The sequence below is a fragment of the Pseudomonas sp. DF5 genome, from assembly GCF_058148225.1.
The window spans coordinates 1-14,350 of record NZ_JBYVYM010000006.1; the positions used below are offsets into that span (position 1 = coordinate 1).

A 14,350-nucleotide genomic window follows, 5' to 3' on the forward strand; every position below is an offset into this window, starting at 1 on the left:
TCCTTGTGGGAGCGGGCTTGCCCGCGATGGCGTTTGCTCAGGCGACATGATTTCCACGCATATCCCCGATTCCCCCGACACCCTGTAAACTGCGCCTCTTTACCCGACGCACAGGGAGCTCAAATGTCTGGTTCGATCCTTTATATCCACGGTTTCAACAGCGCGCCGGCGTCGAAAAAGGCCTGTCAGTTGATGAATGTGATGGAACGGCTGGGCATGAGTGATCAATTGCGGGTGCCGGCCCTGCATCACCATCCCCGCGAGGCCATCGCTCAGCTGGAACAGGCGATTGTGGAGCTGGGGCGACCACTGCTGGTCGGCAGCTCACTCGGCGGCTACTATGCGACTCACCTGGCCGAGCGCCATGGCTTGAAAGCCCTGTTGATCAACCCTGCCGTCAGCCCGCACCGGATGTTCGACGGATTTCTGGGAACGCAGAAAAACCTGTACACCGATGAGACCTGGGAATTGACTCACGACCACGTGACGGCCCTGGCCGCGCTGGAAGTGCCGGCGCCCCAGGATCCGCAGCGGTTTCAGGTATGGTTGCAGACAGGTGATGAAACGCTGGACTATCGCCTCGCCCAACAATATTACCGGGCCTGTGCCTTGCGCATTCAGGCCGGCGGCGACCATAGTTTCCAGGGTTTTGCCGCGCAACTGCCGGCAATGTTGAGTTTTGCCGGCATCGGCGCAGATTTGTATCGGGCGATCGATTTCACAGCACTGTGATCATTGCCCCCTATTTTCACTGAACACTGACGACGAGACCCCATGGCCACTCCCAGCGCTAGCTCTTATAACGCAGACGCCATCGAAGTCCTCTCGGGCCTCGACCCGGTGCGCAAACGCCCCGGCATGTACACCGACACCAGCCGGCCGAACCACCTCGCCCAGGAAGTCATCGACAACAGCGTCGACGAAGCCTTGGCCGGGCACGCGACGTCGGTGCAGGTCATCCTGCACGCCGATCACTCCCTGGAAGTCAGCGATGACGGCCGTGGCATGCCGGTGGACATTCACCCGGAAGAGGGCGTGTCGGGTGTCGAACTGATCCTCACCAAGCTCCATGCGGGCGGCAAGTTTTCCAACAAGAACTACCAGTTCTCCGGCGGTTTGCACGGGGTAGGTATTTCCGTGGTCAACGCCTTGTCGACCGAAGTCCGGGTGCGTGTAAAACGTGACGGCAACGAATACCAGATGACTTTCGCCGACGGTTACAAGAAAACCGAACTGGAAGTGGTCGGCACCGTCGGCAAGCGCAATACCGGCACCAGTGTGTTCTTCGCGCCGGACCCGAAGTATTTCGATTCGCCGAAATTTTCCATCAGCCGCCTCAAGCACGTGCTCAAGGCCAAGGCCGTTTTGTGCCCTGGGCTGCTGGTCAGTTTTGAAGACAAGGCCACCGGCGAGAAAGTCGAATGGCATTACGAAGACGGCCTGCGCTCCTACCTGGTAGATGCCGTCAGCGAATTCGAACGCCTGCCCGACGAGCCGTTCTGCGGCAGCCTGGCCGGTAACAAGGAAGCCGTCGATTGGGCGTTGCTGTGGTTGCCCGAGGGCGGCGACAGCGTCCAGGAAAGCTACGTCAACCTGATCCCGACAGCCCAGGGCGGTACTCACGTCAACGGTCTGCGTCAGGGCTTGCTCGACGCCATGCGCGAGTTCTGCGAGTTCCGCAGCCTGCTGCCGCGTGGTGTGAAGCTGGCGCCGGAAGACGTCTGGGAGCGTATCGCTTTCGTCCTGTCGATGAAGATGCAGGAACCGCAATTCTCCGGCCAGACCAAGGAGCGCCTTTCTTCCCGTGAAGCGGCCGCTTTCGTTTCCGGGGTAGTCAAGGATGCCTTCAGCCTGTGGCTCAACGCCAATCCGGAAACCGGTATGTTGCTGGCCGAACTGGCGATCAACAACGCCGGCCGACGTCTGAAGGCCAGCAAGAAGGTTGAGCGCAAACGCATTACCCAAGGGCCGGCATTGCCGGGCAAGCTCGCCGACTGCGCCGGGCAGGACCCGATGCGTTCCGAGCTGTTCCTGGTGGAAGGTGACTCCGCCGGTGGTTCGGCCAAGCAAGCGCGGGACAAAGAGTTTCAGGCGATCCTGCCGTTGCGCGGCAAGATTCTGAACACTTGGGAAGTCGACGGCAGCGAAGTGCTGGCCAGCCAGGAAGTGCACAACATCGCCGTGGCGATTGGTGTCGACCCGGGCGCGGCGGACATGAGCCAGTTGCGGTACGGCAAGATCTGCATTCTCGCCGACGCCGACTCCGACGGTCTACATATCGCCACCTTGCTCTGCGCCTTGTTCGTCCAGCATTTCCGCCCGCTGGTGGATGCCGGTCACGTCTACGTCGCGATGCCGCCGCTGTACCGTATCGACCTGGGCAAAGAGATCTACTACGCCCTCGACGAGGCCGAGCGCGACGGCATCCTCGATCGTCTGGTGGCCGAGAAGAAACGCGGCAAGCCGCAGGTCACCCGATTCAAGGGCCTGGGTGAAATGAACCCGCCACAGTTGCGCGAAACCACCATGGACCCGAACACGCGGCGCCTGGTGCAACTGACGCTGGGTGAAGATTTCGCCGAAACCTCGGAAATGATGGACATGCTGCTGGCGAAAAAACGCGCGGGCGATCGCAAAACCTGGCTGGAATCCAAAGGCAACCTGGCCGAGGTTCTGGGCTGATGCGCTTTGGCTGGGCTCTGGCGTGTGCGTTGCTGCTGACTTCGGTGACGATTTGCGCGGAACCCGCGCCAGAGCTGCGCCTGTTGTCCGAACATGCCGTCGACGGCATGCGCGGCGGCAATCTGTCGGGGCTGGCCCAGTGTGGCAAGGAGCTGTGGACCGTTTCGGATCGCGACGATGATCAAATCTATCGCCTCGACACCCGCAACCCCACTTGGCAAGCCGAAACCGTGCACATTGACGTACCCCTGGTGCCCGACACCGGTTTGCCTTGGGGCTTGCGTGCGCGGACCTGGGCGGCATCGTTCGTGCGGGGCGGAGATCTGGATTTCGAAGGCATCACCTGTGACAGCGCGGGCAATCGTTACATCGTCAGCGAAGGCCACGCCGCGGTGTTGCAAGTCCCGCCAACCGGGCCTGCGTCCTGGCTGAAAATCTCGCCAATGCTGGTTCGCGAAGCGCGGGCCAGCGGCATGTTGTTGCACTTCAATGCATTATTTGAAGGCCTGGCGATCAATCCGGCCGGTGACACGCTGTGGTTGGCAGCCGAACGTGAGCGCCGCGGTTTGCTGCTGATCAAGCGCCAGCAAACGGTCTGGGACTGCGACGGTGGTTGTGTGTTGCTGAGTGAAGGTGGGATGGAAATGCAGCCAGCGCAATTTCCCCACGCCAGAGCGCGCCCTCGGGATTTTGCTGATCTGTCATTGTTCGACGGCAAGCTGTTTACCCTTGAGCGCAACGCCTTTCAGATCTGTCGCCGTGATGCGGTGACGACCAAGGTCGAGCGCTGCTGGTCGTTTGCTGCCGAGGCCCTGCAGGAAAACCGTCGTTATTCACAGCCCTTTGGGCTGGCGGAAGCGTTGATCGTGGACGTCGATGGTGCCTGGATCGGTATCGACAACAATAACGGTGCGCGCGCCGACGGTGAAGTACGGCCGATTGTGTGGCGCTTTGCCGCGCCTGAAGGTGGCTGGAGTGCCACGCCATGAGTCAGCAACCGCCGGGCAAACGCGCCGGTCGGGTGTTGATGGTGCTGGCCTGGGGTGCCGCGCTGTTTCTGGCGACGCGGTTCTTCGGTCAGTGGGAGGAGCGGCAGCAGAATCCCAACACCGTCGTCAGCTCTGAGCAGGGCCAGGGTTTTATCGAGGTGAAGCTGATCGGCAACAGCCAGGGGAATTTTGTCGCCACCGGCCAGATCAACGGCCAGCCTGTGGAGTTCATGCTCGATACCGGTGCGACCGATGTAGCGATCCCGGCCGAAATGGCCAAGCGCTTGAAACTGGAAGAAGGTTTCGGTGTGACCCTGAGCACGGCCAATGGCCTGAGCCAGGGCTATCGAACAAAAATCGCACGCCTGCAATTGGGCGACATCGTGCTGCGCGACGTCCGCGCACTGGTGGCGCCCGGCCTGCATGGTGATCAGGTGCTGCTCGGCATGAGCGCACTGAACAAACTTGAATTTACCCAGCGCGGTGGCACCATGCTGCTGCGCCAGACCACGAAATAATGAGGCCCGCATGAGCGACTCCCTTGATCTCAGCCTGGACGGTGTAGAGCGCCGGTCACTGGCTGACTTCACCGAAAATGCCTACCTCAACTACTCCATGTACGTGATCATGGACCGTGCCTTGCCGCATATCGGCGACGGCTTGAAACCGGTACAGCGACGCATCGTCTATGCGATGAGCGAGTTGGGGCTGGACGCCGATTCCAAGCACAAGAAGTCGGCGCGTACCGTCGGTGACGTGCTCGGTAAATTCCACCCCCATGGCGACTCGGCGTGCTACGAAGCCATGGTGCTGATGGCCCAGCCGTTCAGCTACCGCTACACGCTGGTCGACGGCCAGGGGAACTGGGGTGCGCCGGACGATCCGAAGTCCTTCGCGGCCATGCGTTACACCGAAGCGCGGCTGTCGCGTTATTCCGAAGTGCTGCTCAGTGAACTGGGCCAGGGCACGGCGGACTGGGGCCCGAACTTCGACGGCACCCTGGAAGAACCTCTGGTGTTGCCGGCCCGTTTGCCGAACATCCTGCTCAACGGCACCACCGGTATCGCCGTGGGCATGGCCACCGACGTCCCGCCGCATAACCTGCGCGAAGTCGCGACCGCTTGCGTGCGCTTGCTCGATGAGCCAAAAGCCACGGTCGAGCAGCTCTGCGAACACATTCAGGGGCCGGATTATCCGACCGAAGCGGAAATCATCACGCCGCGCGCCGACCTGCTGAAAATCTACGAAACCGGTCGCGGTTCGGTGCGCATGCGTGCTGTTTACCACGTCGAAGACGGCGACATCGTCGTGACGGCGCTGCCGCACCAGGTCTCTGGTGCCAAAGTGCTCGAGCAGATTGCCGCGATGATGCAGGCCAAACCGTCGAAAGCCCCGCAGATCGCGGACTTGCGCGACGAGTCGGACCACGAGAACCCTTGCCGCATCGTGATTATTCCGGTCAATAGCCGGGTCGATCACGAAGCGCTGATGCAGCACCTGTTCGCGACCACCGAGCTGGAATCCAGCTACCGGGTCAACATCAACATCATTGGCCTCGACGGCAAGCCGCAGCTGAAGAACCTGCGCGCATTGCTGGTGGAATGGCTGGAATTCCGCGTGCGGACCGTGCGTCGACGCCTGCAATTCCGTCTGGACAAGGTCGAGCGTCGCCTGCACCTGTTGGACGGCTTGCTGATTGCCTATCTCAACCTGGATGAAGTGATCCACATCATCCGTACCGAGGAGCATCCGAAGGCCAGTCTGATTGAGCGTTTCGCCCTGAGCGAGATCCAGGCCGATTACATTCTCGACACCCGTTTGCGTCAGTTGGCGCGACTGGAAGAAATGAAGCTGCGTGCCGAGCAGGACGAACTGCTCAAGGAGCAGGCCAAGCTGCAAGCCCTGCTGGGCAGCGAAGCCAAGCTGAAGAAGCTGGTACGCAGCGAGCTGATCAAAGACGCCGAAACCTATGGCGACGACCGTCGTTCGCCAATCGTCGAGCGCGCCGAAGCCAAAGCGATGACCGAACACGATCTGCTGCCGAACGAGAAAGTGACGGTCGTGTTGTCGGAAAAAGGCTGGGTTCGCTCCGCCAAAGGTCACGACATCGATGCTACCGGGCTGTCCTACAAGGCCGGGGATGGCTTCAAGACCTCGGCGGCCGGGCGTTCCAACCAGTTTGCGGTGTTTATCGACTCCACCGGCCGCAGTTATTCGGTTGCATCCCACACACTGCCGTCGGCCCGTGGCCAGGGTGAACCGCTGACCGGCCGTCTGACGCCGCCACCAGGGGCGAGCTTCGAATGCGTGCTGATGCCTGAAGACGATGCGCTGTACGTGATCGCATCCGACGCCGGTTACGGTTTCGTGGTCAAGGGCGAAGACCTGCAAGCCAAGAACAAGGCGGGCAAGGCCCTGTTGAGCCTGCCGAACAACGCCAAGGTCATCCTGCCGCGTCCAGTGGCCGACCGTGAACACAACTGGCTGGCCTCGGTGACCACCGAGGGTCGCCTGCTGATCTTCAAAATCAGCGATCTGCCACAATTAGGTAAAGGTAAAGGGAATAAGATCATCGGGATTCCCGGTGAGCGTGTTGCCAGTCGCGAAGAATATGTCACGGACATCGCTGTTTTGCCGGAGGGCGCCACTTTGGTGCTGCAGGCCGGCAAACGTACCTTGTCGCTGAAGGCGGACGACCTCGAACACTACAAAGGTGAGCGTGGACGTCGCGGTAACAAACTGCCACGTGGCTTTCAGAGGGTGGATGCGCTGTTCGTCGAAAACCTCAATTAAGCGTCCTAGAGCGCTCGATCTACGATTTAACGCGTAGATCGACGCTTTGGCGCTGGAGTCGGAACGCATATTCACGGATGATATGGCCTTTCAAGCGCCGGCGTAGCCGAGTGTTCTTCATATTTTTTGAGTATTTTCACTGTGGTGAGCCTTGTGGCAGCCACCTGGATGGGACGATGACTGCTCTGCGCCTTCCTTTTATTTTGATGCTCGCTGGCGTTCTTGGCCTGGCGGGTTGCAGCGTGCACCAGCCGGTGTCGCTGTATCAGCTGGACAGCGGAAGTCCGGCTCAGCCTGCGCAAAGCGCGGGCATGGCGGTATTGTTGGGCCCGGTAACGGTTGCTGATTACCTGCAACGCGAAACCTTGTTGCAACGTCAACCGGATGGCAGCCTTCAAGCATCGGCCGACGGTCGTTGGGCCGGCAGCCTGTCGTCGGACATCGATCAGCTGTTGTTGCGTCAGGTCGCCGGTCATCTGGACAGCCAGCGCGTTGTCCTGGCACCTGCGACAGTGGGCTTCACGCCGGATGTTCAGGTTCTGCTGACCATCACCCGTCTGGACTCGGGTGAGTCGCAACCGGCGATCCTGGATGCGCAATGGCGCCTGATCGATCGTCGTGGTCAGGTGCGTGATAACCGCATCATTCATCTGCAGGAGCAGCACTCCGGCGGCACGGCGTCCCAGGTTCAGGCCCAGGGTGTGTTGCTGCAGCGTCTGGCCGAACAACTGTCCACAGCACTCAAGCCGCTGGCCAACCAGCCACCGATCGCTGAAGCACCCCGCAAACCGGCTGCCAAGCCTGTGGCGCCGGCAGCAGGGCCAGAGAAACAGCCAAAAATCCCGATGGCCTCGCCGATTCGTACGGATATGGAAGTGTTCAGGTTCTAAGCCTGGATTGAGTCCAGAACAAAGCCCGCCTTGTGCGGGCTTTGTTGTTTGTGGCGCGTACTGATCGTTCCCACGCTCTGCGTGGGAATGCCTCCAGGGACGCTCCGCGTTCCAGCCTCACCTCATATGTTGCCTGTGCCGGCCTCTTCGCGGGCAAGCCCGCTCCCACATTTACCGCTGCGAATACAAAACTTGTGTGCTACCGAGCACCCTGTGGGAGCGAGGCTTGCCCGCGAAGAGGCCAGAACAGGCAACAAAAAGCCCGCAGACGATCACTCATCTGCGGGCTTCTTTACAGCAGGGCTAAGGCTTATGCCCGGCGCTCATGCATCCGCGCCAGTTGCCGCTCCAGCATCGACGGATAAGGCTCCATCAAGCGTTCTACGCAGCATGCACCCTCAGGGCTTGCGATCGGGCGGATCCGCGCACGCTGGCGAATCAGCGCGTCGTCGTTGATCTTGCGCTCTACCAGCAGCAGGTTGCGGCTGTGTTGCGACAGGGCCAAGGCATCCTGAGCGGTTTCGGTCAGCAGCAGGTCGATCTGGCTCAAGCCAAACAATTCGTCGCCCAGCGTCAGGCCCAGTTGCAATTGCAGGGTGATGCCGCTGTCGGCGACTTCGATCTGCAACTGATGGCCCAGGGCGCGCAGCAACTCACCGCAGCAAATGGCGTTGGTCAGGTAGTCATCGCCGCTGTCTTCAGTGTGGAACAGCATCAGCGTGCTGCCGTCGTTCAGGGTGTGCAATTCGCTCTGGTAAAGCGATGCGGCCTGGTCGAGGCAATCGCGGTAGCGTTTGAGCAGCTCTTCCAGGCGGGCGCGGGGCAGGCGCCGCAGTTGGTCCTGGGCGCCCAATTGCACGGCCAGTACCGCACTGTGTTGAGGTACGTTCGATACCTGCGGCTTTACGACGGGTTTCGGCGTGCTGTCTGTAGAGTCGTCACGCAGGTCGGCAAACGGATCTTCGTCGTCCTCGTCATCTTCGACCGTGCTGACAATACGCCGCGGTGCTGGCTTGAGGCCCGCCACCGGTCGGGTTTCATCGAAGCTCGGATCGCGCAGGTTGCGTACTTCGAAGGCCGGATCGGCCTCTTCGTCGTCATCGCTGTCGTCGAACTCAGGCTCCGGAACGGGCTCAGGTTCGGCCGGCTCCGGCGCGAAATTGGCGTGCAGCTGACGAGCCAGGTCGCCGACTTCATCCTGACGCTCGGTGGCCGGGGTGTATTCGTCGATATTGCGCAGCCACACCCGCAGTTGCAGCAGCGGCGTGGAGATATTGCGCCCCAGGCGCAGGCTCAAGGCCAGAGACAGGGCCAGCAGAATCGCGCTCAGAATGCCCATGCTTTGCAGGCTGATGGTCATTGGCTGCTGGAACTGATCCATGTCCAGGCTGATGCGCAGTTGCCCGGCGGTCACGTCCTGGAAAGTGATCTTGCTCTGGTACATGCCTTCGGCTTCGCCCAGCAGGCTGTGCTTGGGGCGTTGACCGGCTTCGGCGAGGATACGGTTATCCACGCTGTAGATGGCGGCGTGGGCCACCAGCTTGTTCTTGGTCAGGTTGTTGAGCAGCACATTGAGGCTGAGGATGTCATTGGACACCAACAGCTCCGTGGCCGACGTAGCCGTCTGGGTGGTCAGGCTTTCGCCCAGGGCATCCGCCTGCTCGTGCATGGCCTGCTTGAACTGCAAACCCATCACACAGGCATAGATCACCAGGGCCAGAGCGACCAGGATCACGTTATGGCTGGCAATGCGTAATGCGATCGGTACACGGCGATGACGCAGTGCCCGGAAGATCAGCAGAAAGAAGTTATCGGTTTTTACTGGCGTGGGCCGGTTCACTTGAGCTCGGCTCTTTGTCCGTGAAGTTGACGCGCAGTATAGCGACAGGCCCTAGGCCGTCAAAGCGCTCGCGGTGCCCGATGGTCACTGAAAATGGGTAGAATGCGGTTTTTTTCCACCTGCGGGGGTGCGCCTTGCGCGAAATTGTCCTGATAAACATCACGGGAGTCGACCGTCCGGGTCTGACTGCGGCCATAACCGGCGTTCTGGCCCAGGGTGGTGTGAACATTCTCGACATCGGTCAGGCGGTGATCCACGACACCCTGTCGTTCGGTATCCTGGTTGAAATTCCTGACACCGAACAAGGCAACTCGGTGCTCAAGGACATCCTGTTCAAAGGCTATGAGCTTGAGCAACAGGTGCGTTTCACGCCGGTGTCCGAAGAGGATTACCAGCAGTGGGTCGGCAATCAGGGCAAGAAACGCCACATTGTCACCCTGTTGACCCGCAAAGTGACCGCCGAGCAATTGCAGCGTGTGAGTTCGATTACCGCCAAATACGGTCTGAACATCGACCATATCGACCGTCTGTCCGGGCGCATGCCGCTGGACACCCCGGCTGACAAGGGCAAGGGTTGCATCGAGTTTTCCGTGCGTGGCGAAGCGGCTGATCCGCAAGCGCTGCGGGCCGAATTCCTCAGCGTCGCTCAGGAGCTGAACGTCGACATCGCCTTCCAGGAAGATTCGCTGTTCCGCCGTAACCGTCGTCTGGCGGTGTTCGACATGGACTCGACGCTGATCGAAGCCGAGGTCATCGACGAACTGGCCAAGGCCGCCGGTGTGGGCGATCAGGTGTCCGCGATCACTGAGCGAGCGATGGCCGGCGAGCTGGATTTCCGTGCCAGCTTCAAGGAACGCCTGGCCTTGCTGCAAGGACTGGACGTCAGCGTGCTGGACTCCATCGGTGCTTCCCTGCGCCTGACCGAAGGCGCCGAAACCCTGTTCGCCGAACTCAAGCGCCTGGGCTACAAGACCGCGATTCTGTCGGGCGGCTTCACCTACTTCGCCAAGCAACTGCAGGCCAAGCTGGGCATCGACTACGTGTTCGCCAACGAGCTGGAAGTGGTCGATGGCAAAGTCACTGGTGTGGCGGTCGAGCCGATTGTCGATGCGCAACGCAAAGCTGATCTGCTGCGTGAGCTGGCGCACAAGGAAGGTTTGCGCCTGGAACAGACGATTGCCGTCGGTGACGGTGCCAACGACCTGCCGATGCTGGCGATTGCCGGTCTGGGTGTGGCGTTCCGTGCGAAGCCGCTGGTCAAGCAATCGGCGAAGCAGGCGATTTCCACGCTTGGGCTGGATGGCGTGCTGTATCTGCTGGGCTTCCGGGATCGCGACGGGCAGCTCTGAGTTTTGCATTGACTGACAGGGCCTCTTCGCGAGCAAGCCCGCTCCCACAGATCACACGATCAATGTGGGAGCGGGCTTGCTCGCGAAGGGCGCGCCGCGGTTTTACAGACTTACGCTCACAGCGACTTCCACAACGAATCAAACTCTTGCGCTACCCCGACCACGCCGCCTTGCGCGGCGTTTTCGTTAGTGGCTGCTTCCAGCGAACGGTAGGCAAACTGGTTGAAGCTGTTGGTGCCCGTCATCCGTTGCTCCAACTCAGCCCGGCGTTCCTGGCCGTTGGTGTTGATCAACACCTGATTCCCCTCCTGGAACGGCAGGCGCGGCGTGAGCAGGGTGGCCGGCAGGTCGATGGCGCTGATGGCGGGCAGCAACAGCCCGCGCAAGTATTGGCTGTGTTCATCGCTGGAACGCAACAATTGTAGACCGCAGGGTTCGGCGTAGGGGGCAACTTGCTCGATACCCATCTGCGTGCCGCCGCCTCGTACTTGACGAATCCAGCGCACCACGGCAACGCTCCAGCCCTGGCCGGCGACATCCTCGATGCCGACCATTTCGCCGGCCTGCAACTCGGCGGGCACCGCGCCGGGCCAGGCCAGGCAATAACCGCCAGGGCTGTGATTGATCACCGATAGCGCATAGGTCGGGAAATGCTGCTGGCGGTCGGATGCCTCGAGGCTGTCGTCGCTCTGGAGGTGCGGGTATTCAATCTCTTCGTAGGGCAGCAGAGACTCCGCCGTGCCATGAGGGGTGGCATCGAAGGCCTGGTTCCACTGGTCTTTGGTGCGTCCGGCCGGTTCGGCAGCCGAGAACGTTGCGGGACGGGTGCCAGGTTTTTTCAGGATGTCACTGAACGAGCGTTGCCCGCCGAGATAAAAGTGCAATGCACTCATCCCCACGCACAAGGTCAATGTGCCGTGACCGACGGTACGTTGGAAACCGCGCTCGGCGGCCTGGCCCCAGGCGGCATACAGGTGTTGCAGCGTGTCCAGATTCAGCCCCATCGGAACCGGCAATGGCGATCCCTTGTCGGCCGACTGCTGCAGATGGATTTCGATGGCCGTGACCAGCGGCTGTGGGTCGATCCCCAGCAAACGCTCCTGTTGTTCGGGCAGGAACTTGGAGCGGTAACGCGGGCCGGTATCGAGATCCGGGGCGACGGCGAACAGTCCGTTGTCCGGTGTGTCTGGTTGCAGTTTGATCCACTGGCTCCAGGGTTCCAATACCTCGGCGAGCCGGGCGATCTGATTCTGGCGCAGCTGATTGCAGCGTGAAGCCCCCAGTAGGAGGGCGACGACATAGGTTTGTTCGATGCTCAGCTTTTGCGTCTGGCTGGCCAGTTCATCATGCACGCTCAAATTCTGCAGTTGGAACTGACAGCCAATCCGATACAGCTGATGCAGTTCCAGCCATAGGCTTTCGGGGGCTGGACAATAGAGCTCAGTGGCGCGGATCAATGCTCCGTTCAGGCAATGGATGGCTCGTTGCAACGCCTGGGTCAGCAGCGGCGCACGGTCTTTGCTGAAGCGCGGTGCGATGCGGATGACAATCTGTTTGTAGCCAATCGCCAAGTGGCTCTGCAGCGCCTGGCAAAGGTTGGCAACCTTGCGCGAGCGTTCGTCGAGCACAATGGCCTGATGCAGGAAATGCCGTTCCAGGTGCTTGCAGACGTAATACACCTCGGGTCGCAGCATTTCGAGCAATTGCAGGCGATTGTCGCTGGGTGTGAGCAGTTGGTTGAGTTCGCTCAAGCCTTGATACAGCTGGCGAGCGGTTTCGCCGATGTTGGCTTTGGGCAGGTTGGCGATCCAGCGCTTGAGGTCGCGAGGCGTGGCTTCGCAAAAAGACAGGCGCGACTGCGTCGGGATCGGTGCGCGTAGCAGCAGGACAGGATTGGTGTCATTCATGCCGTGGACAAACTCCGACCGGGAAATGGGCAACGAATGACTTTGACTGTAGCAGCTATGAACGCTGGAGGAGGGGGCGCAGCGGGAGGAGGTGTTCGCCCCCACGATAGATGTGCGTGGGGGCGAATCGACGGATCAGGCTGCTGGCAAGCCGATGCCCTGGCCCATTTGCACTGGCGAAAGGGCACCCAACCCTTCAGCCCATTTCACTTGATCCGGCCCAAACAGCACGACCGCCGTAGAGCCGAGCTTGAAACGACCCAGCTCCGCACCTTTCTCCAGATGGATTGGTGCACGGGCTGCTTCGTCGTAGCGGAAGGTTTTCAGTTCGCGCTTGGGTGGCGTGACCAGACCTGCCCAGACGGTTTCGATCGACGCCACAATCATCGCGCCCACCAGCACCACGGCCATCGGCCCGCGCTCGGTATCGAAAATGCACGCTACCCGCTCGTTGCGGGCAAACAGTTCCGGCACGTTTTCAGCGGTGGTCTGGTTGACCGAGAAGATGCGGCCAGGAATGTAGACCATCTCGCGCAGGGTGCCGGCCAGTGGCATGTGCACGCGGTGGTAGTCTTTCGGCGACAGGTAAATGGTGGCGAAATCACCGCCCATGAAGGGGGCTGCGTTGGCTGCGTCGCCACCCAGCAGTTCCAGCACGCTGAAGCTGTGGCCCTTGGCCTGGAAAACGCGACCGTGTTCGATCGGGCCGAGCTGGCTGACGGCGCCGTCGGCCGGGCTGAGGATCGCGCCTGGAGTTTGATCCAGCGGGCGAGCACCGTCCTTCAAGGCGCGGGTAAAGAAAGCATTGAAGTGCTCGTAAGCCGTCAGGTCCTCGACCAGCGCCTGGGACATGTCCACCTGATAACGCTTGGCGAACCAGGCGGTAAAGGCGTTCTTGAACCAGCGCACGCGGCATTCGGCAATGCAGCCGGCCAGTCGCGAGAGCAAATGATGGGGCAGCAGGTATTGGCTGAGGATAAACAAACGCTTATTCATTAACTGTCCTTGAAAAACTTAAATCTCAACGGGCGTGTCAGGGTGGTTGCCCCATTCGCCCCAGGAGCCGGCGTAGCCTTTGACCCGCGGATAACCGAGCGCCTTGGCCACCAGATAGGTGAAGCCAGAACGATGGTGTGTCTGGCAGTGGGTAATGACTTCTTTGTCTTTGGTAATGCCGAGTTGTTCCAGGATTCTCGGCATGTCGGTGCGGATACGCAGGTTGCGTGCCTGATCCATGCCGGCGGTCCATTCGAAATTGACCGCGCCGGGAATGTGCCCGCCCTTGGCCGCCAACACTTTCTCGCCGGAGTATTCCTGCGGGCCACGTGCGTCCCAGATCGCCAGGTCCGCGGCGCCGAGACGGCTTTGCAGGTATTCGCGGGTGGCGGTGGGTTCGTCGTGCAAGGTCAACGCAACCGGGCCGCCGACCGGGGCCGGGATCTGGATCGACATGGGCGAGCCTTCTGCCAGCCAGGCCGTCAGGCCGCCGTCGAGGTAGTGGTACTTCTTGTGGCCGATGACATCAAGCAGCCAGATAAAGCGCCCGGCCCAACCGCCTCCTTCATCGTCGTAAACGACGTAGACCGCATCGGGGTTGTGCCCCAGTTCGCCGAACAATGTTTCAAGCGCAGCGTGGGTCGGCAGCAGACCCGGCGCAGGCGCCTGACCCAGCTGAGTGCGTTTTGGATCGACAAAGCGTGCACCGGGGATATGCCCTGCGGCATAGCGGGCGCTGCTGGTCAGGTCTACCAGAATCAGTTCGCGGGAGTCGAGACGCGGGAGCAGGTCGCTCGGTTCGATCACCAGCGCCAAGCCAGAGAAGTCAGACATGTGAGGTCTCCAGAGCACAAAGGGGAGGATTGTAGCGCAGCGTCATGGGGGCCTGTTATCAGTTATTTTG

General features: G+C 60.8%; 11 protein-coding genes. 7 read left to right on the forward strand and 4 right to left on the reverse strand.

Annotated elements, in window-relative coordinates; genetic code table 11:
* Positions 1 to 123 precede the first annotated feature (123 nt).
* From AC30D7_RS07355 to AC30D7_RS07380, 6 genes are all read left to right on the forward strand, one after another.
* Positions 124 to 732: a YqiA/YcfP family alpha/beta fold hydrolase gene (locus AC30D7_RS07355; protein WP_490133590.1), complete on the forward strand. Its 609-nt coding sequence runs from the start codon at positions 124 to 126 to the stop codon at positions 730 to 732.
* 42 nt (positions 733 to 774) lie between these two features.
* Positions 775 to 2,682: a DNA topoisomerase IV subunit B gene (gene parE / locus AC30D7_RS07360; RefSeq protein WP_007939624.1), complete on the forward strand. Its 1,908-nt coding sequence runs from the start codon at positions 775 to 777 to the stop codon at positions 2,680 to 2,682.
* Positions 2,682 to 3,671 (forward strand): esterase-like activity of phytase family protein, encoded by a 990-nt coding sequence (locus AC30D7_RS07365; protein ID WP_490133591.1) that lies wholly within the window; start codon positions 2,682 to 2,684, stop codon positions 3,669 to 3,671. Before parE ends, AC30D7_RS07365 begins: the two co-directional genes overlap by 1 nt.
* Positions 3,668 to 4,189 (forward strand): retropepsin-like aspartic protease family protein, encoded by a 522-nt coding sequence (locus tag AC30D7_RS07370; RefSeq protein ID WP_490133592.1) that lies wholly within the window; start codon positions 3,668 to 3,670, stop codon positions 4,187 to 4,189. Before AC30D7_RS07365 ends, AC30D7_RS07370 begins: the two co-directional genes overlap by 4 nt.
* A gap of 10 nt (positions 4,190 to 4,199) precedes the next feature.
* Positions 4,200 to 6,464: a DNA topoisomerase IV subunit A gene (gene parC / locus AC30D7_RS07375; protein WP_064616004.1), complete on the forward strand. Its 2,265-nt coding sequence runs from the start codon at positions 4,200 to 4,202 to the stop codon at positions 6,462 to 6,464.
* 176 nt (positions 6,465 to 6,640) lie between these two features.
* On the forward strand, positions 6,641 to 7,354 hold the full coding sequence (locus tag AC30D7_RS07380) for a PqiC family protein (RefSeq protein ID WP_490133593.1): 714 nt from the start codon (positions 6,641 to 6,643) through the stop codon (positions 7,352 to 7,354).
* A gap of 310 nt (positions 7,355 to 7,664) precedes the next feature.
* Here AC30D7_RS07380 and AC30D7_RS07385 read toward each other — a convergent pair whose 3' ends face one another.
* The gene (locus tag AC30D7_RS07385; RefSeq protein WP_490133594.1) at positions 7,665 to 9,194 is read right to left on the reverse strand and encodes an AhpA/YtjB family protein; all 1,530 of its coding nucleotides are present in this window, start codon (positions 9,192 to 9,194) and stop codon (positions 7,665 to 7,667) included.
* Positions 9,195 to 9,328: 134 nt separating this feature from the next.
* Here AC30D7_RS07385 and serB point away from each other — a divergent pair, with 134 nt between their 5' ends.
* Entirely contained in the window at positions 9,329 to 10,543 is a 1,215-nt protein-coding gene (gene serB / locus AC30D7_RS07390; RefSeq protein WP_007939616.1) for a phosphoserine phosphatase SerB, read from the forward strand.
* A 116-nt stretch (positions 10,544 to 10,659) separates the two neighbouring features.
* On the opposite strand, the gene AC30D7_RS07395 is transcribed toward serB, so the two are convergent.
* The 3 genes from AC30D7_RS07395 to rhdA all read right to left on the reverse strand — a co-directional run bounded on the left by AC30D7_RS07395 (position 10,660) and on the right by rhdA (position 14,280).
* The gene (locus AC30D7_RS07395) at positions 10,660 to 12,450 is read right to left on the reverse strand and encodes a cyclic-di-GMP receptor FimW-related protein (RefSeq protein WP_490133595.1); all 1,791 of its coding nucleotides are present in this window, start codon (positions 12,448 to 12,450) and stop codon (positions 10,660 to 10,662) included.
* Between the two features lie 135 nt (positions 12,451 to 12,585).
* Entirely contained in the window at positions 12,586 to 13,446 is an 861-nt protein-coding gene (gene asd, locus AC30D7_RS07400) for an archaetidylserine decarboxylase (RefSeq protein ID WP_490133596.1), read from the reverse strand.
* A gap of 18 nt (positions 13,447 to 13,464) precedes the next feature.
* The gene (rhdA, locus tag AC30D7_RS07405; protein ID WP_490133597.1) at positions 13,465 to 14,280 is read right to left on the reverse strand and encodes a thiosulfate sulfurtransferase; all 816 of its coding nucleotides are present in this window, start codon (positions 14,278 to 14,280) and stop codon (positions 13,465 to 13,467) included.
* Between the last annotated feature and the right edge of the window lie 70 nt (positions 14,281 to 14,350).

Bases quoted from the DNA above. Each gene is read 5' to 3' on its own strand.
- AC30D7_RS07355 (WP_490133590.1), top strand. From the start codon at position 124: ATGTCTGGTTCGATCCTTTATATCCACGGTTTCAACAGCGCGCCGGCG.
- AC30D7_RS07380 (WP_490133593.1), top strand. From the start codon at position 6,641: ATGACTGCTCTGCGCCTTCCTTTTATTTTGATGCTCGCTGGCGTTCTT.
- AC30D7_RS07370 (WP_490133592.1), top strand. From the start codon at position 3,668: ATGAGTCAGCAACCGCCGGGCAAACGCGCCGGTCGGGTGTTGATGGTG.
- AC30D7_RS07395 (WP_490133595.1), bottom strand. From the start codon at position 12,450: ATGAATGACACCAATCCTGTCCTGCTGCTACGCGCACCGATCCCGACG.
- rhdA (WP_490133597.1), bottom strand. From the start codon at position 14,280: ATGTCTGACTTCTCTGGCTTGGCGCTGGTGATCGAACCGAGCGACCTG.
- parC (WP_064616004.1), top strand. From the start codon at position 4,200: ATGAGCGACTCCCTTGATCTCAGCCTGGACGGTGTAGAGCGCCGGTCA.
- asd (WP_490133596.1), bottom strand. From the start codon at position 13,446: ATGAATAAGCGTTTGTTTATCCTCAGCCAATACCTGCTGCCCCATCAT.
- AC30D7_RS07365 (WP_490133591.1), top strand. From the start codon at position 2,682: ATGCGCTTTGGCTGGGCTCTGGCGTGTGCGTTGCTGCTGACTTCGGTG.
- parE (WP_007939624.1), top strand. From the start codon at position 775: ATGGCCACTCCCAGCGCTAGCTCTTATAACGCAGACGCCATCGAAGTC.